The organism is Bradyrhizobium sp. Pha-3, assembly GCF_042258325.1.
Lineage (GTDB): Bacteria > Pseudomonadota > Alphaproteobacteria > Rhizobiales > Xanthobacteraceae > Bradyrhizobium > Bradyrhizobium elkanii.
The window spans coordinates 3,829,402-3,851,686 of sequence record NZ_CP170151.1; the positions used below are offsets into that span (position 1 = coordinate 3,829,402).

The window sequence follows — 22,285 nt, forward strand, 5'->3', positions numbered from 1 at the left end:
TTGCTCATGTGGTAGCGGCGAGGTACTCAGTAGCCGCCTTGAGCCCGGCGCCCGGTTCGATCGGCAAGCCGAGCTTCGTGAGTGAGTCTTCGAGATGCAGAAGGTCGGTCAGAATGGTCCCCGTGCTCAAAGCACCCATCGTGCCAAACCGGATGACACGGCCAGAGAGACGATTGCGGGCGCCTGCGATCACCGTGCGGTGATCCTGGTAGAGCTGCCGGACGATGGCTCCGCCTTCGAGCCCGTTTGGGACCTTGAAGACCACAACCGTGCTCGAGCGCGGCTCATCGCGGCAAAAATCTGCTAGTCCGAGCGCCGCGCCGCCCGCGCGTAGCGCGGCTGAGAGCTTCTTGTGGCGCACGAGCACATTCGCGAAGCCTTCCTCATGCATCATCGTCAAGGCCTCTCGTAGACCGTAGATAAGGTTCACCGGCGCCGTGAATGCGGTCTCGTTCTGCTCTGCGGATTTCAGCGCGCGACGGAAATCCCAATAGAAGGTCGATCGCTGCTTGTCTTGCCCGATCACGTGCCATGCCTTGGCGCTCACGCTGGCAAGTGCGAGGCCGGGCGGGCACATCAAGGCCTTTTGCGAGGCTGAGACCACGATATCGACGCCCCATTCGTCCTGCCGCATCTCGATGCCGCCAAGACCGCTGACAGAATCTGCGATCAGCAGCGTTGGCCGGTCGCGCACGAGCGCGCCGAGCGCTGCGAGATCGGCCACGATTCCGGTTGAGCTCTCATTGTGCACGGCGACGACGGCGCAATAGTTGTGCTCGCGCAGCCGGGCCTCCACCGCAGCGATATCGATCGCCTGGCCCCATTCGATCGCGACCGTGTCGACCGTGATGTTCATGGCCTTGGCGATGGCGGTGAAACGCTCGCCGAACTGACCATGCTCGATCACAAGGATCCGGCTACCGGGCCCCGCCACGTTGACGAGCGCGGCCTCCATGACGCCTGTTCCGGAACTCGCAAAGAACAGCACATGGTTTGTCGTCCCCAGGATCGGACGGATCATCTTCTCCGCCTCGCCGATCGCGGCCCGGCATTCGGGACCGCGATGGTTGACCATTATCCGGGCCATCGCCTGCCGCACCCGCTCGGGCACTTCGGTTGGACCGGGAAGCCGAAGACGGTAACCTGTCGAGGCGATGGCGGAGGAAGTCTCTGTGGCCGTCATAGCTTGAAGTCACCGTTCTGACGCATGTAGGGAACGAGGCCGCCCGCGCGCAGGATCGCCAGCATGATCGGTGGCAGAGGCTCCGGGCTGAACGTCTCGCCACTACGTTCGTTGCGGATCGCGCCGGTGCCGTCGTAGATCAGGATGTCGCCCTCACTAATCCCGCCGGTATCGCAGACGAGCGGCAGCAGGCCGTTGTTGATGGCGTTGCGGTAGTAGGTGCGCGAGAATCCTCTGGCCAACACCGCCGGAATGCCGGCGCCGAGCACTGTCGTGACGGCGACCTCCATGGCCGAACCGCAACCGAAATTCTTGCCCGCCACCAGGATGTCTCCGGGCTGCACAGAGGCCGCGAAGGCAGGATCGACATGCTCGAACAGGAATTGCTTCAGAACGGCGGGATTGAGGCTCTCCCGCTTGCGGGTCGAGCTGATGATCGAGTCGGTGTTGACGTTGTCGCCAACCAGTCGCGCGCGTCCCCGCAGAGCTGTCATCGCGACACCTCGCGGGGATCAGTCACCACGCCGCGTGTAGCCGTGGCTGCGCAGGCAGCCGGGGAGGCGAGGTAGATCGATGCCTTGGCGTTACCCATGCGGCCCTTGAAGTTGCGGTTGGCCGTCGAGATCACCGAAACCCCGTCTGCCGGGATCACCCCGCAAGTCCCGCAGCAGGAGCCGCAACCTGGCTCGACCACCGTCGCGCCGAAGCCGACCAGGGCGTCGAGCGTGCCGTCAGCCGCCATGGCGTCGCGGACCTCGCGCGATGCCGGCGTGACCACGAGCTGCACGCCGGGCGCAACGCCTCCACCCGCCTCGAGCACGGCGCGGGCCTGATGGAAATCGCGTAGCCTGCCGCCCGTGCAGGTGCCTAGATAGACCATCTGCACCGGCGTGCCGGCCGCATCCACGAGTGGCACGACCTGATCCACCAGATGCGGCAATGCGATCTGCGGCGGGAGTTCGTCGAGCGCGATCTCCACGGTCCGGCTGTAGCGGGCATCCGGATCCGGTGCGATCGGTTCGAAGGCTTGGCCGGTGCGACCTTCCAGATACGCGACGGTCTCTTCATCGGCCGGGAAGATGCCGGTCTTCGCCCCCATCTCGACTGCAAGATTGCTCAGGACGAGGCGGTCTTCCAGCGTGAGAGTGGCGAGGCCGGGCCCCGCGAATTCGAGCGCTTGATAGGCCGCACCGTCCGCGCCGAGTCGGCCCGCGAGCGCCAGCGCGATATCCTTCGCATAGACGCCGCTCGGCAGTTCTCCGGTCAGAACGACGCGGATCGAGTCCGGGACGCGCAACCACATCCGGCCGCACAGCATGATCGCGGCAAGGTCGGACGAGCCGATCCCGGTCGCAAAACAATTCAGCGCCCCGTATGTCACGGCGTGGCTGTCGGCTCCAACGACCAAACTGCCCGGTAGCGCGCGGCCGGTCTCGACGATGAGCTGGTGGCCGATTCCTTCGCCGGCCTCATGCAGGGTGACGCCGAAGCGTTTGGCGAAGTCTCGCATCACGCGATGCAGTTCGATCGTTTGCGGGCTTGCGGGCGGCACGTAATGGTCGAGCGCAAAGACCAATCGCGCGGAATCGCGCACGTTCTTCCCGCCCATTGCCTTGAAGTAATCGAGCGCCATCGGGACTGAACCATCGGTGCCGAGCGCGCAATCGACCTCGCAGACCACGAGGTCCCCGGCCTGCGCATCCTGCCCGGATTTCCGAGCGAGGATCTTCTCGGAGATCGTACGCCCGGCCATCGTTAAACCTCAGGCATCTCGCAGCCGAGACGGCGGAGCGAGGCGTCGACCCAGCTACGATCGAGCGTACCGGCTCCAATCGCTGCCATTTGCTTGGTCTCGGCAGCCTGCTTGGCTTCGGCGGCCTCGATCACCGCACGGCAATCGTCGACGGCGACCGCGAGGACGCCGTCGTCGTCGCCCAACACCAAATCGCCGGGTTGTATGACCATGCCGCCGATCGCGATCGGCCCGTTGATCTCGCCCGGACCGTCCTTGTATGGACCGCGATGGGTGACACCCGCTGCGAATACGGGCAGCGAGTTCGCCCGGATCGCAGCGGCATCGCGGATCGCGCCATGGATGACGATGCCGGCGACGCCGCGCCGGGCCGCCTGCGCGAGCATCATCTCTCCAAAGATTGCATTGCTGAGGTCGCCAGCCGCATCGACCACGATGACGTCGCCGGCAACTGCCATGTCGAGCGCCTTGTGAACCATCAGATTGTCGCCGGGGCGGGTCTTCACGGTCAGAGCGGAACCGGCCATGCCACCGGCCGCATGCATCGGCCGGAGCGTCGCGCCGCCTGAGGCCATGCGTGACATCACATCACTAATATTGGCAGCCGGAAGGGCGCGAGCCCGCTCGATCCATTCGTCCGCGACAACACGCTTGCGGGAGTGGATCCTGAACCCAACGGCCATACCGAACCCCATTGAAAATGGAACGCCGTTACGCATAGTGTAATGGCGACGCGCCGAGGTCAACCCAGAATCGGCGGAACAGGGGATTTCGATGCCGAAGACGCAGGGGGTCGCCGCCGTGCAACGCGCGCTGGCGATCCTGGATACCTTCGCTGGAGCCGGCTCGCGCAGCCTGGCCGACATCGCCAAGATCACGGGTTTGGCGAAACCAACGGTGATGCGTTCGCTGGTGTCATTGGACGAAGCCGGTTACGTCGTCCGCCTTAGCGACGGCCGCTACGCACTCGGTGCGAAGACTTTCCAGCTCGGCACAACCTATCGCGCCAATTTCAATCTCGAACAGCATGTGCTGCCGGTGCTTCAGCGGCTAAGCCAGCAGACGTTGGAGAGCAGCGCGTTTCACGTGCGCGAACGCGACAGCCGGCTCTGCCTGTTTCGAGTGGATTCGCCGCAACTAGTACGCGACGTCGCACGGCTCACAAATCTCGCGCCGCTCGATCTGACCTCGACAGGACAAGTGTTGAGGATGGCCCGTTGGGCGGACCGGATAGATGACGGCGTGCAAGTCTTCGTCAGCTCCGGAATTTACGACGCCGTGACGGCCTCTCTCTCCACCGCCGTCTTCGGCCACGACCGAGCACTTGTGGGCGCCATGACGGTCAGCGGCCCCGTCGAACGCATCCGTCGGGCCGATCTCGCAGCGTTGGCGGCCCGGCTCTCCGACGCCTCGCATCAGCTGTCGCTTGTGCTCGGCGCGCCACTGCCCCGGGAGGTCGGCGCGCCGCGCATCATCAGCTTGCCATCGGCGGAAACGGCTCTCCCTCCTTCAATTTGAGTTGTTTGGCTGAAGCTTGCCCAACGATTGCGTGCGAGGGAGGAGCCGCCTCGAGTGGATGGATAACCATAACCAGTGTTCCCAGTGATGGGACACAGCGGCTTGTTCGAGCAGTCCTTGCTGTCCGGACGTAGCGAGAGCCTTGGTGGCTCTCGCCCGCAGTCTGGTCTAGTCGGCCGATAGAGGAGCGCCGGTCAAGGACCAGCTTTCTCCGTCAAATGTCGCAATCCGCAAAGTTCTGAAGGGCGTGTAGTCTCCGGGCCGGGTGCCGATCGCGACGCCTGGGAGCATCATCGGCAATCGTTCGCCATACAGCGAGGTGGCCTGCTTCATGAGGTTCTCCCGGGTCAGGTCGTCGCCGCATTTGCGCAACGCTAACTCCACGGCGTGCACGTTCATATAGGCAACGAGCACAGAATAGTCGTCCGGGTTGGCTGAAGGTGCGTACGCCATCAGGAACTCCTTGTAGGCCTTGACCTCCTCATCCTTGGCCCAGGCTGGATCGCCCGGTTGCTTGAGGAATTGCGTTGTAACCAGTCCTTTCGATGCTTCGAGGCCTGCGGGCTTCAGGATCGTTTCGACCGATGCGGTCGAGCCGCCGATCACGTGCAGCGGCTTCCAGCCAAGCTCGTAAACCTTGCGGATCGATTGCGCGGCGGCCTTCGATGACGACTGCTCGATCAGGGTGTCGACGCCGGCGGCCTTCAGCTGCACGATCTGCGAGTCGATCGTCGGATCGGCGAGCTCGTAGGAGGCCTGGGCAACGATCAGCTCGGCCTTCGGACCGAGACCGGCGCGGAGGCCCTTCAGGTAGTCCTTCCCGTAGTCGTCATTCTGATAGAGGACGCCGATCCTGGCGTCCGGCTTAGCAGTCAGGATGTACTTGGCGACGACGCGGCCTTCGGTTTCGAAGTCGGGATAGAGCGGGATAGTCCAGGGAAATGCCTTGGGATCGTTGAAGCGGCGTCCGCCGGCCGTGATGAACAGCTGCGGCACCTGCTTGGCGTTCAGGTACTTCTGGATCGCGACGTTGGGTGCGGTGCCGATCGTGCCGACCTCGGCCAATATGCCGACGTCCTCGATCAGCTTGCGCGATTGTTCGACCGCTTTTGGCGCGCTGTAGGCATTGTCGAGCTGCGTGAAGTTGATCTTGCGGCCGTTGATCCCGCCTTTGGCGTTCAGCATCTCGAAGTAGCCGACCACCGCCCGCCCGGCGCCCGCGCCGAACGCGGATGCCGGGCCACTCAGCGGTGTCGATTGGCCGAGCTTGATCTCGGTATCGCTGGCACCGGGACCGTAGGCTTTCTGAGCATAGGCAGGTACCGCCAGCAGGGCTGACAGCGCGCCGGCCATCAGCGCCCGGTTCATGATATGGTTCAAGGTCGTTCCTCCCTGTAATCGTTTCTTCTTGAAATCGATCCGCGCTATCGCAGCAGCTCGCGGGCGATCACCACGCGCTGGATCTGGTTGGTGCCTTCAAAAATCTGGGTCAGCTTGGCATCGCGCATCATGCGTTCGACCGGATAGTCCATCGTGTAGCCATAGCCGCCGAAGATCTGGACGGCATCCGTCGTCACCTTCATGGCCATGTCGCTGCCGACGCATTTGGCCATGCTGGCGAGCACGTTGAGGCGCTTCCAGTCGCCGGCATCGCCGGCGCGGGCGCATTCGTAGACCAGTGCGCGGGCCGCCTCGATCTGCATGGCCATGTCGGCGAGCATGAACTGCACGCCCTGGAATTCGGCGATCGGTTTCTTGAATTGCTTGCGCTCCTTGGCGTAGGCGACGCAGGCGTCCAGTGCGCCTTGTGCGAGGCCGACGGATTGCGCGCCGATGGTCGGCCGGTTGAGGTCGAGCGCGCGCATCGATGCGCGAAAGCCCTTGCCTTCCTCACCGACAAGGTTTTCGGCGGGAACGCGGACATTGTCGAAAAAGATCGGCGTATTGGGCGCGCCGCGAAAGCCCATCTTGCGCTCGTGGCGCCCGAACGTGATGCCCGACATTTTCTTCGGCTCGACGATGAAGGCGCTGATGCCGTCCGCACCGGCGCCATCACTGGTTCGCGCCATGACCACGATGTAGTCGGCGGCGACACCATAGCTGCACCACTGCTTGCGGCCGTTCAGGACATAACTATCGCCGTCCTTGCGGGCGCGGGTGTTGAGCGCGGCGACGTCGGAGCCGGCCTGCGGCTCCGAGATCGCGATCGCCGTGACCACGCCGCCCTCGGCGATGATCGGCAGATACTTCTTGCGCTGCTCCTCAGAGCCGAAATGCAGCAGCGGCATGATGAACATGGTGTTGAGCGCGGCGATCGACGCACAGGCAGGGGAGACCTTCGAGATCTCCTCGCGCGCGATGCAGGCCATGGTCAGGTTGCCATTCGGGCCGCCATAGCGCTCCGGCACCCAAAGCTGCATCAGTCCCATCTCGCCGAACAGCTTGACCAGTTCGAGCGGGAAGCGGTCGGTTTCGTCGATCTCGGCGGCGATCGGCGCCACGTGCCTGGCGACCATTCTGCGCACGTTGTCGCGGAACGCGACCTGCTCCTCGGAAAAACTCATGCGAACTCCCGTTTCGTTTTCTTTGCCGGAAGCTAAAAAAGGGCTTCCATTGAATGGGTGATCCATTTAATAATTCACCGCATGAGCACCAAGTCAAGCCCTCGCGCGCCGCAGCGCTCCCGTGCCGCCTTGCCGAGCCGCCGGGAGCGGGCCACCGATCATCGTGCGGCCGGCTCCCCGGCCGCGCCGACATTCAAGCCAATTCACACCAGGCGGACGTTCGAGGAGATCTGCGAGCGGATTCGCGAGCAACTGGCGCTCGGCGTGCTGAAGCCCGGAGACAAGCTGCCGGCCGAACGCGAACTGGCTCAGCAGCTCGGCGTCAGTCGGAATGTGCTGCGGGAAGCATTGCGCAGCCTCGAAATGGCCGGCGTGCTGCGGCTGCAGAAGGGCGTCAAGGGCGGGGCTTTCATCCAGCAAGGCGATACCCGCCGCATGAATGAGGTCATGCGCGATATGCTGAGCCTCGGGACGATTTCGGTGCGGGAATTGTCGGAGGCGCGGGTCCACGTCCTCGACCTCGTGGTGCAGTTGGCTTGTGCCAATGCCTGCCGGGCCGATCTCGATGCATTGGAAGCCAATATCGAGCGGACGGAGCTTGCGACGAAGGAGGGGCGGCTGCTCGACCGGGTCGAATGTTCGCGCGAGTTCTACAAGCTGCTGGCGGCCTCGACCGGCAACAAGGTGATTGCGATGATCGTGGACTCGGTCACCGAGATCCACATGCGCTTCGTCTACGCCAAGGTCGCTTCCAGCGGGGTCGCGATGGCACGGCTGGCCGAGAAGCGGCGGCAGTTCCTGGCGGCGCTCAGTGAGCGGAACGAGGCGCTGGCGAGCCGGCTGCTGCGGTCGCACCTGGAATCCGTGCAGCGCATGCTGGAGCAGGACCCGGGGGCCATGTCGCTTCACGTCGCATTGGCTGACGTGCAGCCGGGCGTGCGCCGGTAGCGCGAAGCTACGCGAACAAATCAGCACTCAAACAGCAATAACAATGGAGGCAAACGTGTCCAATTACGCCAAGTATGAATGCCTGACGGTCGAGGTCGCGGACAAGGTCGCGACCGTGACCTTGAACCGCCCGCAGGCGCGCAATGCCATCAATCAGAAGCTGATCCGCGAGTTGCGCACGATCTGGGACGACCTCGCCGACGATCACGCCGTTAATGCCGTGGTGCTGACCGGGGCGGGCGATTTCTTCAGCGTCGGTGGCGACGTCAAGGCGATGTCCGAGCGGCCCGGCGGCGATGTGCTCGAAGAGGGCGAGGTACACGATCCCATGATCAGCCGCCGCGGAGTCACCCGCCAGCTCGAGCTCGACAAGCCCGTCATCGCGGCGATCAATGGCGATGCCATCGGCCTTGCGGCGACCCATGCGCTGCTTTGCGACATCACGGTGATGGCGGAAGACGCGCGGATCGGCGACACCCACGTCTCGCGTGTTGGCCTCGTCGCCGGCGACGGCGGCACAGTGATCTGGCCGCTGCTGGTTGGCATCAACAAGGCCAAGGAATTCCTGATCCGCGGCACGCTCCTGAAGGGAAATGAGGCGGAGCGGATCGGGCTGGTCAATCATGTCGCGCCGCGCGCGGAGGTGTTGGCCAAGGCCCGCGCGATCGCGGTCGAACTCGCGAACGGTCCGACCTGGGCCATTCGCTGGACCAAGCTGTCGATCAACCAGATCGTCAAGGAGCGCGTCAACATGCTGCTGGAGGCGTCGATGGCGCTGGAGCAGGTGACGTTCGAGACTGCCGACCACAAGGAAGCGACTATGTCGTTCAAGGAGAAGCGGAAGCCCAGATTCGGCCAGGCATAGCGCGGGCCTCACCATGGCGGCGATCGAAGCGTCGAATGACGATGTCGCAGGAATGCTGCGCGATTCCTTGCGCGGTTTCCTGGACGAGCATTGGCTTCCACTCGGTTTAACCGCATCGCCCTCGCCGGACGAGGTGTCGGCGATCTGGCGTAAGCTCGTTGGGCAGGGCGTTGCCGCGCTCGGTGCGAAGAGCGGTGAAGGTGGGCTCGCCGAAATCTTCGTCGTCATGGCGGAACTCGGCCGGGCCGGCTGCACGGCGCCGATGTGGTCTGCGGCGCTCGCCAATCTTGCGATCTCCGGATCGCAGGTCGACGTCGCGGTGGATCTGCTGGAGCGGCTGCAGTCCGGGGAGGCGACCGTCGCCTTCTCATTCGGTGCGCTGGATCCGGACGCCGGCACAGGAGCGGTTGAGGTCACAGACCTCAAGGCAAAGGGCGTGCTTCGTTTTGTCGAGGCTGCCGGAGGCGCGACGCATCTTCTGGTCGTTCTAGACCAGGCCCAGCTTGGGCTGATCAATCTTGACGGTGCCGGCGTCGAGTGCGTCGCAACCCGCGCGATGGGAGCGTGGGGGCTCTATGAGGTCCGGCTGAGCGAAGCGCCGCTCACGCGCATTCCGATAGATACAGTCGATCTCGACCATCTCCGCATCAAGGGCAGAGCGATGTTGACCGCGCGTGCCTATGGCGCGGCGCGGCGTGCGTTTGAGCTCGTCGTGGACTACGCAAGGGAACGACACCAGTTCGGGCAGCCGATCGGCAAGTTCCAGGCCATCCAGCACAAGCTGGCCGACTGCCTGATCGCGCTCGAGGGCGTCAGGCTGGTCCTGCAGCATGTCGCCAGGCTGCATGATGGCGGCGACGACGATTGGCGCTATTTCGTCGATTGCGCAGCGGTGTACTCGGGCGATGCACTGCGCCGGGTTTCGCTGGAGACCCAGCACACATTCGGCGCGATTGGCTATGCCGAGGAGCACGAGGCGCCAATCCATTTCAAGCGCGTGCACCTCGATACGATCGCGCTCGGCGGTGCTTCGGATGCCAAGCGCAGACTTGCCGCACGTTTGCTGGATGCGGGCGGTGCCGGGCTGCCGCAATATGACCTCGGGGCCGCCGGAAATGCGCTTCGCGAGCAGGTTCGGCTCTGGCTCGCGCAAAACTGGAGCGGAGGCACGAAGGCGGCGTTCGACCAGAGGCCGTTCGCCAAGCGCGAGTTCGATGCGCCCTTCGCCCGCGATATCGGCGGGACCGGCTGGATCGGCCTCGGATGGCCTGAGCAGTTCGGCGGCCAGGCGCGCTCGCCGCTGGAGCAGATCGCCTTCATGGAGACGATGGAGCGGGGCGAGGCGCCGCGGATCGGTGCGGCGATCCAGGCCAATGCACTGATGATGTTCGGCACGGCAGCGCAGCAGCAGAAATACCTTCCGGAAATCCTGCGTGGCGAAGCGATGCATGGCATGGGCTACAGCGAGCCGCAGGCAGGGTCGGACCTTGCGGCGCTGCGCACCAGTGCGGCCAGGGACGGCGATCACTGGATGATCAACGGCCAGAAGATCTGGACCACCACCTGGTGGGGGAAATACATGTTCCTCGCCGCGCGGACCGACAAGGACGCGAAGCCGCCGCACGCGGGCATCAGCATGTTCATCGTGCCGATGGATGCGCCGGGCATCACCATCCGTCCGTCTGCGACCATGTATGATGGCACGTTTGCCAACATCTTCTACGACAACGTCCGCATCCCCTCCGAGAACCTGGTTGGCGAGGTCAATGGCGGTTGGAAAGTGTTGACCGGCGCGCTGGCCTTCGAGCGCGGGCTGGTTGGTGGCGGGATCGTCCTGAAGGTCGCGCATGCCTTCGAGCAGCTGCGTTCGCATGTGAAGGCGAAGCAAGGTAATCGGTCTCTCGCTGATGATCCAATCATCCGCGACAGGATGGCGACCTTGGCGTCAGAGATCGAGATCGGCCGTCTCTTGATGATGCATTGCGCCGAACTTGCCGCCGACGGCGTGACGCCGCCGGAATATGGCGCGATCAGCAAGGTTTTCTCCGGTGAGCTGATGGAGCGCTTCGGCGAGACTGCGCTCGACATTCTTGGCATGCGTGCCGCGCTGTCCGAGCAGATGCCGGGCGCGATCGACAACGGCCGCTTCGAGCAAAACCTGCGGCATTCGCTGATGTGGGTCATCAGCATCGGGACCAACGAGATTCAGCGCAGTCTGATCGCGCAACGCGCGCTCGGGCTGCCGAGATAGGAGAGATCGGATGCAGAAGGATGGCGACAGGGCGCCGCTCGCCGGCGTGCGCGTGCTCGATTTCTCGATCATGGTGGCGGGGCCGTATTGCGCGCGGCTGCTCGCCGACGTCGGCGCCGAGGTCATCAAGATCGAGCCTCCGGAAGGCGACGACATGCGGTTGCGAACGCCGCTGCGCGAAGGCCACAGCACCTATTTCGGTCAGCTCAATGCCGGCAAGCGTAGCCTGGCCCTGGACCTGAAGAATGCCGACGCCATCAGGCTCGTACATCGAATGGTCGCGGAGGCGGACATTCTCGTCGAGAATTTCCGCCCTGGCGTGATGGACCGCCTTGGTCTTGGCTACGAGACGCTCTGCGAGATCAACCCGCGCCTCATCTATTGCTCGATCTCGGGTTATGGCCAGTCAGGCCCAGCGGCCGAGCGCGCGGCTTATGCGATGATCGTCCATGCCGAGAGCGGATTCGATCACTCTCTGATGCGTTATGCTGGTGACCGGGAGCGTCCCGCGCCAGGCGCGATCTTTGTCGCCGATATCCTCGGCGGCATCTTTGGCTATTCCGCGATCCAGACCGCGATGGTCCAGCGTACGCGCACCGGGAAAGGACAGCGCGTCGATGTAGCCTTGATGGACTGCATGCTGAATCTGCTGGTCTATGAGCTTCAGGAAGCGCAATTCCCGATCCTTGCGCCGCGCCCGACCTATGGGCCGGTCCGCACGCGCGATGGCGATATCCTGATCGCCCCGGTCACGCCGCGTAATTTCGCGGCGCTGTGCGAGGTGACCGGGCAGGAAGAGCTGGTTAACGATCCGCGCTTTTCGACCATTCCAGCGCGCGGCGCCAATTGGACCGCCATGATGCAGGTGATCGAGAAATGGACCGAACGCCACACCGTTGCTGAATGCATCGCGGCGCTGGATCGCGCCGGTGTTCCCTGCGCCGAGTACCGGACGCCGGGCGCGGCGCTGACCGATGCCCATTTGCGCCAGCGTGGGGTGTTTGGGACCGTTTCGGACGGGGCCGGCGACTTCGTCGGCGTCAATGCGCCATGGCAGATGTCCGGGGCCGATACGCCGATGGGACGTCAAGTTCCCGGGATTGGCGCGCAGCGGGACGATGTGCTGTCGCGGATCCTGGGCCTGTCGCCGGACGCAATCGCGACGCTTGCAGCTGCAGGTACGTTCGGGAAGGTGCAGGCCTAGGGCCGCTGGACGCCGGCGATTTCAGGTATCGGCCGGACTGTCCGGCGGCGGAGCCTTCGCGATCGCCAGCAGGCATTTCAGGAAATGCGCGCGGTCCTCCTTGCGAAGGGGGGCCAGCATGATGTTTTGCAGCTCGGCGGCGGCCGGAATGACGGCGAGAAGCGCATCCTCGCCTTTAGCCGTGATTTGCACCTGGAGCGAGCGGCGGTCGTCCGGATTGTCTTTCTTCGAGACCAGTCTGCGCGCAACCATGCGCTTCAGCATTTCGCTGAGCGTGTTGCGGTCGCAACTGATCCGGTCCGCTAGTACGGAGGGGGTTAGGGGACCTAACTGATACAGCGCCATCAGCACACCGAACTGCCGCGGCGTGATATCGCTCTGGCGCGTCATGCTTTGATAGAGCCCATCGTAGCGGGCCTCCAGCAGACGCAACAGGAATCCGACACCACCCTCGAGCTGCCAGTCGCGTGCAACGTCTGCCGCCGAGGTTGTCTGCTTGCCTTTATCGGCTGCCATGCCGTTGTCGGATCCCAGCTGCGTTCTGCGAATTGCGCCCTAGCCGTTAGCAGCTTGGCTGATCGTCCTCAACCCCGTGGCGAACCACGTCACCAGCCTCTTCTGAGGAAGACAGGGTCGCCCTCGGCTCTTGTCAGCCTTCCGATGATGTAGTACGTATACGTATCAAATGCGATGCGAAGACGTCGTTCAGGGAGGTTGAAACTTGGACCTGCGTGAGCTGCTGTCGATTCCCTATTTGCTTGAGGCGGAGGCGGTCGAAACCGAGCCGGGGCAGTGGCGGGTTCGCCTTGCCTATCCGGAGCTGCCGGGGTGCACGGCGGAAGCCGCCGTCGTCGAGGAGGCTCTGCGCGAGCTCGAGCGGCGGCGCATCGAATTGATCGTCGGCCTGGTGGAGGAGGGCAAGCAGCCTCCGATCCCACGCAAGCCGCTCACCGCATCCGATCCGCTTTGGACCGCTCACGATCTCGGACTGTCTGACCGTGTCGCCACGCTTCTCGGCGGCGCGGCGGGCCCGGCCACACGCAATTGAAGGAGGCAAACCCATGCTCTCGCGCGAAGACAATGAACGCCTGGTGAGGGTCGGCAAGGGCACGCCGCTCGGCGAGCTCTTTCGCCTGTACTGGATTCCCTTCCTGCCGTCGGCGGATCTTCCCAAGGACGGACAGCCGAAGCGTATCCGGCTGCTCGGCGAGGACCTGGTCGCTTTCCGCGATACCGAGGGGCGCGTCGGGTTGGTCGACCAGGCCTGCCCGCATCGCGGAGCGCCGCTGATTTTTGCGCGAAATGAGGATTGCGGGCTGCGCTGCGTCTATCACGGCTGGAAATTCGACGTCACCGGCGCCGTGACTGACATGCCGGCAGAGCCAGTGCGCAGCCGCCTCAAGGAGCGGGTGCGGATCAAGGCCTATCCCTGCAAGGAGCGCAACGGGATGATCTGGACCTATATGGGCCCCGACCAGGCCGAGCTTCCGCCGCTGCCGAACCTCGAATGGAATCTGGTGCCGGCCGAGCAGGTGCACATCTCGGTTCGCGTCCAGGAGTGCAATTGGCTGCAGGCGGTCGAGGGTGAGATCGATTCGGCGCACGCGCCGCTGCTTCATGGACGGCTGGATGCGCAGGGCACGACGAGCGCCTGGATCCAGAAGCGCGACCTGCGCCCGACCTTCGAATGCATCAAGCAGGATTTCGGCATGAGCATCGCCGCGCGGCGCAATTACGATGCCAACACGCTGTACTGGCGGGTCAACCAGTTCCTGCTGCCGTTCTATACGCTGGTGCCTCCGCTGTCGCCGTTCCCGGATTTGAGCGGGCACGCCTGGGTGCCGATCGATGACGAGAACACGCTCTGCATCATGTTCTCCTATCATCCCTCGGAGCCGCTGCTGGAGAAAACCCGGCAGGTCTTCGCCGAAGGGCACAAGGGCCGCGAGAGTGGTCATGCCAGCCGCCACGCGCTCGTCCAGCACCCGGTGACGGTCCCGTACGCAGGCTACTGGACGAAATATAGTCCGAACAACGGCTTTCAGTTCGACTATGAGGCGCAGCGGACCACCTGGTTCTCGGGCCTGCCGGGGCTCTGGGTGCAGGACGGCGCCTGCCAAAGCGGCGTCTCTCCGATCTTTGATCGCACCAAGGAGACGCTCTGCTCAAGTGATACCGGCATCGCGATGACGCGACGTTTCATTCTTGAAGCGCTTGGCGCCTATCGTGATCACGCGATCAAACCCAAAGGAGTCTTGGACCCGGACGTGTTCATGGTGCGAGCGGTCTCGCTGCGGTTGCCGCCGGAGGATTCCTGGGTTGACGTCGGCGCGCCGTTCATGCGCGCGAAGCTTGGCGCCGATTTCGGGTATGAGCTGTGAGCGCATTCAAACATACGGCTGGTACGCTGGAGGTCCTGGTCAAGCGTATCGGATATGAGGCTGAGCGGATCAATTCGTATGAGCTGATTGCCCCGGCGGGCGGCGAACTGACGCCGTTCACGGCCGGGAGCCACATCGACCTGCATCTGCCGAACGGCATGATCCGCAGCTATTCGCTGGTAAACGACCAATGCGAGCGGCACCGGTATGTCATCGCGGTGAACAGGGATGGCGAGAGCCGGGGTGGATCCAGCTTCGTCCACGACACCGTCAGGGTCGGGAACATCATAAGGATCTCCGAGCCGCGGAATAACTTCGCGCTCCATGAGGAGGTCGACCATTCTGTCTTGATCGCCGGGGGCATCGGCATCACGCCGCTGCTGTCGATGATCCGACGGCTTGAGGCGCTTGGACGTCACTGGGAGCTGTTCTATGCCGCGAGGACGCGCGCCGCTGCCGCATTCCTCGACGAACTCGGCACGTATCGATCGAGGGTACATCTCGATTTCGACGACGAGCGATCGGGACGGGTGTTCGATCTGTTGGCGCTCGTCAGGAACGCTCCGCCTCGCGCGCATCTCTACTGTTGCGGTCCGGTGCCCATGCTCGAGGCGCTCGAGGCGGCGACGGCCGGTCGCCCGGCCGATCACGTACATGTCGAATATTTCAAGGCACGGGAAGCTCCAGCCACCGAAGGTGGCTTCGACATCAAGCTGGCGCGAAGCAACCGCACCATCGCGGTCGAGGCCGGCAAGACCATCCTCGATGCGCTGCTGGAGGCCGGGATCGCCGCGAACTATGCCTGCACCGAAGGTGTCTGTGGCACCTGCGAGACACGCGTGCTCGAGGGCATACCCGACCATCGCGACCAGTTCCTGAGCAACGAAGAGCAGGCGGCGAACAAGAGCGTCATGATCTGCTGCTCGGGCGCCAAGTCCCGGACGCTTGTGCTCGATCTCTAAAACAACAACATACGACGGGTGGAAACAATGAAGTATCTTTCGCAGATAGTTGGAATAGCCCTCCTGGCCTTTTGCGCCGGTTCGCCGGCGTCGGCGGTCGCCGCGCGGTCTCTGAAGATCGGCGTGCTCAACGACGCGTCCGGCCCTTACTCGGACAATGCCGGCGAAGGTTCGGTGACAGCGGCCAAAATGGCGGCCGAGGACTTCATGCGGCTTCATCCGGATTTCAAGGTCGAGATCGTCTCGGCGGATCACCAGAATAAGGCTGACGTCGGCGCCGCCATCGCGCGCCGCTGGATCGATCAGGAGAAGGTCGATGCGGTCGCCGACGTGCCGAACTCGGCCGTTGGGCTCGCGGTCAACGAGGTCGTGCGCGGCACCAAAGCGGCGCTGATCGCATCGAGCGCGGCGTCGTCCGACCTGACCGGGAAATACTGCTCGCCCAATACGATTCAGTGGACCTTCGATACCTGGGCGGCCTCTCACACCATCGGCGCCTATCTCGTGCATCACGGCGGCAAGAAATGGTACTTCATCGCCACCGACAATGCGCTCGGCAAATCGATGGTGCGTGACGGAACGGCGGTGATCGGTGCCGGTGGCGGGACCGTTCTCGGATCGGTCAATGTGCCGATCAACAATGCAGACTATGCCTCGTTCATCCTGCAGGCCGAAGGCTCGGGCGCCGACGTGATCGCGTTCGCGACCGCCGGTGGCGACACCGTCAGCCTGATCAAGCAATCCGCCGAATTCGGGCTGAAGCAGAGCGGACGCACCTTCGCCGCGCTATTGACCACCACCAACGATGTCGAGTCGAGCGGGCTTGCGGTCGGGCAGGGGCTGATCATCACGCAGCCGTTCTACTGGGACCTCGACGATGCCAGCCGCGCCTGGTCGGCCAAATTCAGCGAGCGGCAGCATGGGCAGTCGCCGACCGCCTTCCACGCCGGCGTCTATTCCTCCGTGCTGGCCTATCTGAACGCGGCGCTGGCGGCGGGAACCAATAACGCGCCGGCCGTGATCCAGAAGCTGAAGGAGAAGCCGATCGAGGACGCTTTGTTCGGGCCGGTCGTGGTGCGCGCCGACGGCCGCGCCATTCACAACATGTACATCCTGAAGGTGAAGAGCCCCAATGCGTCGAAGAGCAAGTGGGATCTCCTCGAGAAGGTCGGCGTGCTGTCCGGGCCGGAAGCCTTCCGGCCGCTCGACCAGGGCGGTTGCTCGCTCGTCGACCCGCCGAAGAGCAATTGACGACGACGGCCGCGATCCTTGGATCAACACTTCTCAAATTTGACGGATATCCCGATGCTGGATCAGCTTGTAGCCGACTTCCCCGAGCACACGCCTCGTCCCGCTGGAGCGCCGGCGGCGCTCGAGGGGATCCGGGTGATCGATTTCTCGCATTTCATCGCGGGGCCGTTTGCGACCATGATCCTTGCCGACATGGGGGCCGAGGTGATCAAGATCGAAGCGCCGGGCCGCGGCGACGATCTGCGCCGTTATCCCCCGGTGCATCCCGATCTCAGACACGGCGCGCCGTTCCTGTGGACCAACCGCAACAAGCGCAGCATTGCCCTCGATCTCAAATCGGCCGAGGGTCTGAAGGTCGCGCGCGAGCTGATCGCGACGGCGGACGTCCTTGTCGAGAATTTTTCTGCGAGCGTGATGGCACGGCTGGGGCTCGACTACGAGAGCTGCCGCAAGATCAAACCCGAGATCATCTACTGCTCGGTGTCGGCCTATGGCCGCGACGGGGCATTTTCGGACCGGCTTGGCTTTGATCCGATCGCGCAGGTCGAGAGCGGCTTCGTGTCGATGAACGGCTATGCCGATCGCGAGGGCGTGCGCGCATTGTCGCCGGTGATGGATATCAGCACTGCAATGATGGCCAGCAATGCGATCCTTGGCGCCTTGTTCGCGCGCGAGCGTAGCGGGCACGGCCAGGCCATCGAGGTGTCGTTGTTCGAGAACGCCGTCCTGATGACCGGCTACGCGACCACGCAGTCGCTCTTTAGCGGTGCCGATCCGAAGCGAAGCGGCAACACCAGCCCGGACACGTGTCCGTCCGGTGTGTTCCAGGCCAGCGATTGCTCCTTCTATATCAACTGCGGCAATGACAAGATCTTCCAGCGCCTGATGGCGCAGGTTCTCGAGCGCGAGGATCTCGCGGGGGGCGAAATCTATGCAACCGGCCCCGATCGAATCCGCCGGCGCGAGGAGTTGTTCGCGATCCTCGGCGATGCCTTTGCCCGGCAGCCCTGGTCGCACTGGCAGTCGCGGATGCGGGCGGCCGGCGTGCCCTGCGGCCAGCTGCGCACCGTCGGCGAGGCGATCCGTTCGCCCGAGGCGAGGGAGCGCGGGATCGTCACCCGGATCCCGCATGAGACGGTGGGGTGGGTGCCGAACGTGAACCTGCCGATCCGGTATTCGCGGACACCGATCGTGGATCCCGTTGCGGCACCGGCAGTTGGGCAGCACACCGAGAACGTGCTGCTTGAGTTGCTCGGCTACGACAAGAGGGAGATCGCGCGCCTTGCCGGAGGCGGTGCGTTCGGCAGCGAGGCTTCGCGACAGGATGCCAAACCGTGACCGGGCGCGCGCGAGACGAGCGGACGCTGCGGGGGCGTGTGGCCGTGATCGGGATCGGTGAAACCGAATATTATCGTCATGGCGCTTCTCCCGATCCGGAATTCAAGCTCGCGTTGAAGGCGATCCTGGCGGCTTGCGAGGATGCCGGGCTCGATCCCCGCGAGATCGATGGCTTCTCGTCCTACAGCGACGATCGCAGCGAGGCGTCACGGCTGGCTGCGGCGCTGGGGACGCATCGACTGCGCTCCGCGACCATGCAATTGGGCGGGGGCGGCGGCGGTTGCAGCGCGGCGGTTGCCAATGCGGCCGCCTCGATCGTCGCGGGCCTTGCCGATTGTGTCGTGGTGTTCCGCTCATTGGCGCAGGGCCAATATGGGCGTTTCGGACAGGCGGCCGGGATTCACACCGTTTCGGGCGAACGGTCCTATCTGATGCCCTATGGGGTGCTGGCTCCCCCGCAGCGCTTTGCCATGCGGGTGCAGCGCTACATGCACGAGCATGGCGTGCGACAGGAGGCTTTGCGCGCGATTGCGCTCGCCTCCTATCATCATGCCCAGGCCAACCCGCGCGCGGTGATGCGGGGCAAGCCGCTGGATGTCGAGAAATACGATGCCTCGCGCTGGATCGTGGAGCCCTTCCATCTTTACGATTGCTGCATGGAAAATGACGGCGCAGCTGCATTGGTGCTGGTATCGGCAGAGCGCGCCAGCGACTTCCGGCACAAGCCGGCCTATCTGCTCGGTGCGGCCTTCGGATCCGGGCATCGTGCGGCGGCAACGGCGCACAACGCGCCGCTCTACGCCACCGCGAACTTCGACACTGTCGCGCCCGATCTGTACCGCATGGCCGGGGTGGGGCCGTCAGATGTCGGTGTGGTCCAGGCGTACGAGAACTTCACCGGCGGTGTCGTGATGGCGCTGGCGGAGCACGGCTTCTTCAGGCCCGAGAAGGCCAACGACTTCCTGACTTTCGACAATTTGATCGCTCCATCCGGGAGGCTCCCGCTCAACACCAGTGGCGGCAACCTTGCCGAATGCTACATGCACGGCTTTGAGCTGGTGCTTGAAGCGGTTCGTCAGGTGCGTGGCGCATCGGCGAGCCAGTCTCGACGAAATGATGTGGCGCTCGTGATCGGCGGCCCGATGGTGACGCCGGCCAGCAACCTCATTCTGGGTTCAGCGGCGACGCTATGAGTGGGTCTTCACGTGCGCACTATCTTCCCGCCGGGTTGCCCATTCCGGTCAGTGACCCAGATGGGCTTTCGGCACCGTATTGGATGGGCCTGCGGGAAAACCGCCTGCTGGTGCAACGCTGCGCCGGCTGCCGTTCCTGGCAATTCGGCCCCGAATGGATTTGCCACAATTGTCATTCCTTTGACCTTACGTGGACTGACGTCGAGCCGACCGGCCGCATCTACAGTTGGGAACGCGTGTGGCATCCGTCGCACCCGGCGCTAAAGCAGCACGGCCCATATCTCGCGCTGCTCGTCGAGCTGCCACACGCCGGTGGCGTGCGCATGGTGGGTAATCTGCTGGGCGACCCGCGCCAGACCGTGATCATCGGAACTGAGGTTGGAGGGGTCTTCGAACATCACCCGGCGTCCGACCCATCCTTTTCGTTGCTGCAATGGCGGCTGAAGCAAGGCGCTGACCGGGTGGGCGCTCACCGGACCGGCTAACAAGTTTTGTGGATTGGCAAGAATATCAGACGCAGACGAGCCGGACCCGGTGTGTCGACGTTGTTTCCTTGGCTTAAGCGGGCTCAAACAAGCGCAGGGATGGATGGGGCGAAAGTTCAAGTATTGCCGTGACTTGGAAGATCGTTTGAGCAGCGAGAGGTCAAGAAAAATCCATCGCCGGATGGATGGCGTCGGATGCAAGACCGAAAGCGGGCAATCAATAACGGCCACCGTCGCGCTTCTGCTGGGCGATCCACTCGGACAACTTCTTTTTCGGCGTCGGTGCTGAGGCCCGGCTTGGCGATGTTCTCGGGTTCTCGCCCGCGCCCCTTGCCGAGCGGGTTCGCTCCTTATCCGTCCTGTTCAAGGCAGCAATCGAACTTTCTGCAGCTTCCTTCTCGAGACGCAGCTTTTTCAATCGCGCCATCTTGTCGCGTTCTGCATCTGCTTCGGGTCCCTCGGACAAGAGCGTCCTTTGCTGAGCATCCTCCGCCGAGACCACGATGCCCACAACCGTCGTCTCTCCAAGCGCCTTGCAAGCTTCGAGCCGCTGTAGTCCCTCGACCAGAACGAAGCGGTCTTCGTCGGGCCTGACGAGAATGGGGGTTTGTTGTCCGATTTCCAGAATGCTTCCAGCGATCTCCTCGACGACTTGAGGCTTGATTGCCTTCCTTCTTTTCACGGGAACGTAGATCTTCTCGATTGGGAAGCTTTCCGGTTTGGGCATAACGTCTACTCCGCTGTACAGGCCCGTCCGAAACGCATGCCGGGGAGGCAGGATTTTAAGAATGAACCGCGCGGCTGCAATGGCAATCTTAGCGCGCCGAGGCTTGATCGGTGTGGGACCCGGGCGCATTCTGAGCGGTGCAGCGCCAACGCGTGATTGTCCGGCGAGCGGTTGCGGTGAGGGTAGGCTATGCCCCTTGTTTCCATCCAGGATCGCGACGCGGTCCGTGTCATCACCTATGCTAACGTCCCATTCGGCACCATGACGGCCGCCGGGGCGGCTGAGATGTTCGATGCGGTCGCCGCTGCAGGAATGGCCCCATCGGTCCGGGTCATTGTCATTACAGGGGGCCTACCCGGCATTTTCATCCGTCACTACGACGTTGCGGAACTCTCCGAGGCCGCAGATGCCATTGAGCGCGGAGCGTCTCGCGCCCCGTCGTCGCTTGGTCCTCGGCCGCCTGGTTTCCACGCGCTGACGGATGCGATTGCAGCCGTCGACAAGCCGGTCATTGCGGCAATCAATGGCCTGTGCATGGGAGGTGGCTTCGAGCTTTCGCTGGCATGCGACCTGCGCATCGCCGGGAGCAGTGTTACGGCGATCGGACTTCCGGAAACGCGCATCGGCATCTTTCCGGGTGGTGGCGGTACACAGCGTTTGCCCAGGATCGTTGGAGAGGCCAGGGCGCTCGAGATGATCCTTCGTGGCCTGACAGTGACGGGACAGCGCGCGCACGAAATCGGAATTGTGCATGAGGTCGTCGCCGATCCGCTCGCGCGTTCCCTTGAGATCGGCGCTGAGCTGTCGGGCCGAGGTGCCGAAGGCCTGGCCTTTGCCAAGCGCCTTACCCGGTCAGCTCTCGACCGTCCGTTGGCCGAAGGCCTGGCTGACGAGCGCAAAAGCTTTTCCACCGTGATGAGGACAGCTTCGGCTCGGGAAGGCCTGCGGGCCGGCCGGCCACCAGCCGAAATCCAGAAGCTCTAATGTCACACGGCTCCGCTTGAGGTAGCCGGACGCCCGAACTCGAGGGCTTCCCGGTGAGCTTGAAACGTGGCCCATGAGGGCTGAAAGGTTCTGATCTCCCAGCGAGGGCACCTTGCAGCTATGCTTGAGCGGGGATGGCGCCATGGCGTAAGGGTAGACGACCATGCTCATGATGAGGTCAGTCCTCAGGTTCATGACGCGGCGTTATCTTCAGCGCAGGAGCTTCAAATTGCCCGTCAGCGACCGAACCCATTTTTCAGGCCCGTAGAAGCCCAAGCCGTCGATCGTCTCGTTCGAGAGCGCGCGCCGCGGAAATTCGGCGAGATAGTCCTCAAAGCGGTGGAGCCCCCTGGCGAATTGCGGGAAAGGTACCAAAACGGCGCCGCTCGCCAATGGCTGCGCGCGCGTCAGCAGTACGGACAGCGCTTCGGGCGAGGCTTGCAGAATTGGTACCGGACGGTTTGCGCTGGTCCGGACGGTGAGCCCGTTGCCGTCGGTCAAGAGGTTTCCTCCAAGGTCCGGCTCTGCTGCGCCGATACCGATGCTCAAGGCCGCAACTGTGTTCGCAATCAACCCAAGCGGCAAGGCTGGATTCACAATAATGGCGATGCGCGCGCTGGCGGTATTCATTCGGAAGCCATTCCTGCAGCCGGGTAAGTCCGAGTACCCCGATGCTTC

At 63.7% G+C, this 22,285-nt stretch carries 22 protein-coding genes; 13 read left to right on the plus strand and 9 right to left on the minus strand.

The genetic code is table 11. From position 1 onward, the window contains the following. Nucleotides 1-4: 4 nt before the first annotated feature. The 4 genes from ACE10X_RS17620 to ACE10X_RS17635 are packed head-to-tail and all read right to left on the minus strand — an operon-like array spanning nt 5 to nt 3,619. Nucleotides 5-1,183 carry an alanine--glyoxylate aminotransferase family protein gene (locus ACE10X_RS17620; RefSeq protein WP_063709639.1) on the minus strand — a complete coding sequence of 393 codons (1,179 nt, stop codon included), beginning with the start codon at nt 1,181-1,183 and terminating at the stop codon, nt 5-7. Next, on the minus strand, nt 1,180-1,677 hold the full coding sequence (locus ACE10X_RS17625; RefSeq protein WP_038379785.1) for an alpha-IPM isomerase: 498 nt from the start codon (nt 1,675-1,677) through the stop codon (nt 1,180-1,182). Before ACE10X_RS17625 ends, ACE10X_RS17620 begins: the two co-directional genes overlap by 4 nt. Continuing rightward, on the minus strand, nt 1,674-2,936 hold the full coding sequence (locus tag ACE10X_RS17630) for an aconitase/3-isopropylmalate dehydratase large subunit family protein (protein ID WP_375764416.1): 1,263 nt from the start codon (nt 2,934-2,936) through the stop codon (nt 1,674-1,676). Before ACE10X_RS17630 ends, ACE10X_RS17625 begins: the two co-directional genes overlap by 4 nt. Before the next feature lie 2 nt (nt 2,937-2,938). Next, nucleotides 2,939-3,619 carry an RraA family protein gene (locus ACE10X_RS17635; protein WP_038381899.1) on the minus strand — a complete coding sequence of 227 codons (681 nt, stop codon included), beginning with the start codon at nt 3,617-3,619 and terminating at the stop codon, nt 2,939-2,941. Nucleotides 3,620-3,710: 91 nt separating this feature from the next. Here ACE10X_RS17635 and ACE10X_RS17640 point away from each other — a divergent pair, with 91 nt between their 5' ends. Then, on the plus strand, nt 3,711-4,454 hold the full coding sequence (locus tag ACE10X_RS17640) for an IclR family transcriptional regulator (protein WP_051002577.1): 744 nt from the start codon (nt 3,711-3,713) through the stop codon (nt 4,452-4,454). Between the two features lie 168 nt (nt 4,455-4,622). On the opposite strand, the gene ACE10X_RS17645 is transcribed toward ACE10X_RS17640, so the two are convergent. Next, nucleotides 4,623-5,822: an ABC transporter substrate-binding protein gene (locus tag ACE10X_RS17645; protein ID WP_038381908.1), complete on the minus strand. Its 1,200-nt coding sequence runs from the start codon at nt 5,820-5,822 to the stop codon at nt 4,623-4,625. 56 nt (nt 5,823-5,878) lie between these two features. Continuing rightward, complete coding sequence (locus ACE10X_RS17650) at nt 5,879-7,018, minus strand: acyl-CoA dehydrogenase family protein (protein WP_038381898.1); 1,140 nt, start codon at nt 7,016-7,018, stop codon at nt 5,879-5,881. Between the two features lie 81 nt (nt 7,019-7,099). Between ACE10X_RS17650 and ACE10X_RS17655 the strand changes: the two genes are divergently transcribed. The 4 genes from ACE10X_RS17655 to ACE10X_RS17670 are packed head-to-tail and all read left to right on the plus strand — an operon-like array spanning nt 7,100 to nt 12,286. Continuing rightward, on the plus strand, nt 7,100-7,966 hold the full coding sequence (locus ACE10X_RS17655; RefSeq protein WP_375764417.1) for a FadR/GntR family transcriptional regulator: 867 nt from the start codon (nt 7,100-7,102) through the stop codon (nt 7,964-7,966). A 55-nt stretch (nt 7,967-8,021) separates the two neighbouring features. Beyond that, nucleotides 8,022-8,831 carry an enoyl-CoA hydratase/isomerase family protein gene (locus tag ACE10X_RS17660; RefSeq protein WP_244435633.1) on the plus strand — a complete coding sequence of 270 codons (810 nt, stop codon included), beginning with the start codon at nt 8,022-8,024 and terminating at the stop codon, nt 8,829-8,831. A 13-nt stretch (nt 8,832-8,844) separates the two neighbouring features. Next, the gene (locus ACE10X_RS17665) at nt 8,845-11,082 is read left to right on the plus strand and encodes an acyl-CoA dehydrogenase (protein ID WP_038381896.1); all 2,238 of its coding nucleotides are present in this window, start codon (nt 8,845-8,847) and stop codon (nt 11,080-11,082) included. Nucleotides 11,083-11,092: 10 nt separating this feature from the next. Next, nucleotides 11,093-12,286: a CaiB/BaiF CoA-transferase family protein gene (locus tag ACE10X_RS17670; RefSeq protein WP_225162496.1), complete on the plus strand. Its 1,194-nt coding sequence runs from the start codon at nt 11,093-11,095 to the stop codon at nt 12,284-12,286. 21 nt (nt 12,287-12,307) lie between these two features. Here ACE10X_RS17670 and ACE10X_RS17675 read toward each other — a convergent pair whose 3' ends face one another. Then, nucleotides 12,308-12,802, minus strand: coding sequence for a MarR family winged helix-turn-helix transcriptional regulator (locus ACE10X_RS17675; RefSeq protein WP_028342819.1), 495 nt, complete (start codon nt 12,800-12,802; stop codon nt 12,308-12,310). A 205-nt stretch (nt 12,803-13,007) separates the two neighbouring features. Here ACE10X_RS17675 and ACE10X_RS17680 point away from each other — a divergent pair, with 205 nt between their 5' ends. The 7 genes from ACE10X_RS17680 to ACE10X_RS17710 all read left to right on the plus strand — a co-directional run bounded on the left by ACE10X_RS17680 (nt 13,008) and on the right by ACE10X_RS17710 (nt 19,896). After that, nucleotides 13,008-13,334, plus strand: a complete 327-nt coding sequence (locus ACE10X_RS17680) for a type II toxin-antitoxin system HicB family antitoxin (protein ID WP_028342818.1) — start codon at nt 13,008-13,010, stop codon at nt 13,332-13,334. 13 nt (nt 13,335-13,347) lie between these two features. Next, entirely contained in the window at nt 13,348-14,667 is a 1,320-nt protein-coding gene (locus ACE10X_RS17685) for a Rieske 2Fe-2S domain-containing protein (protein WP_375764418.1), read from the plus strand. Then, a complete protein-coding gene (locus ACE10X_RS17690; protein WP_375764419.1) occupies nt 14,664-15,629 on the plus strand; it encodes a PDR/VanB family oxidoreductase in 966 nt (321 codons plus the stop codon). The genes ACE10X_RS17685 and ACE10X_RS17690 overlap by 4 nt, the downstream gene beginning before the upstream one ends. A 27-nt stretch (nt 15,630-15,656) precedes the next feature. Further along, nucleotides 15,657-16,880 (plus strand): ABC transporter substrate-binding protein, encoded by a 1,224-nt coding sequence (locus ACE10X_RS17695; protein WP_375764420.1) that lies wholly within the window; start codon nt 15,657-15,659, stop codon nt 16,878-16,880. A 54-nt stretch (nt 16,881-16,934) separates the two neighbouring features. Beyond that, the gene (locus tag ACE10X_RS17700; protein ID WP_375764421.1) at nt 16,935-18,218 is read left to right on the plus strand and encodes a CaiB/BaiF CoA transferase family protein; all 1,284 of its coding nucleotides are present in this window, start codon (nt 16,935-16,937) and stop codon (nt 18,216-18,218) included. After that, nucleotides 18,215-19,411, plus strand: a complete 1,197-nt coding sequence (locus tag ACE10X_RS17705; RefSeq protein ID WP_375764422.1) for an acetyl-CoA acetyltransferase — start codon at nt 18,215-18,217, stop codon at nt 19,409-19,411. The genes ACE10X_RS17700 and ACE10X_RS17705 overlap by 4 nt, the downstream gene beginning before the upstream one ends. An 83-nt stretch (nt 19,412-19,494) precedes the next feature. Continuing rightward, the gene (locus ACE10X_RS17710) at nt 19,495-19,896 is read left to right on the plus strand and encodes a Zn-ribbon domain-containing OB-fold protein (protein ID WP_375764423.1); all 402 of its coding nucleotides are present in this window, start codon (nt 19,495-19,497) and stop codon (nt 19,894-19,896) included. A 217-nt stretch (nt 19,897-20,113) separates the two neighbouring features. Here the strand turns inward: ACE10X_RS17710 and ACE10X_RS17715 are convergent, their stop codons facing one another. After that, the gene (locus tag ACE10X_RS17715; protein WP_375764424.1) at nt 20,114-20,623 is read right to left on the minus strand and encodes a ParB N-terminal domain-containing protein; all 510 of its coding nucleotides are present in this window, start codon (nt 20,621-20,623) and stop codon (nt 20,114-20,116) included. A 189-nt stretch (nt 20,624-20,812) separates the two neighbouring features. Here ACE10X_RS17715 and ACE10X_RS17720 point away from each other — a divergent pair, with 189 nt between their 5' ends. Beyond that, nucleotides 20,813-21,607, plus strand: a complete 795-nt coding sequence (locus tag ACE10X_RS17720; protein ID WP_375764425.1) for an enoyl-CoA hydratase/isomerase family protein — start codon at nt 20,813-20,815, stop codon at nt 21,605-21,607. Between the two features lie 210 nt (nt 21,608-21,817). Here ACE10X_RS17720 and ACE10X_RS17725 read toward each other — a convergent pair whose 3' ends face one another. Next, complete coding sequence (locus tag ACE10X_RS17725; protein WP_038381888.1) at nt 21,818-22,237, minus strand: DUF2000 domain-containing protein; 420 nt, start codon at nt 22,235-22,237, stop codon at nt 21,818-21,820. Nucleotides 22,238-22,285: the final 48 nt, after the last annotated feature.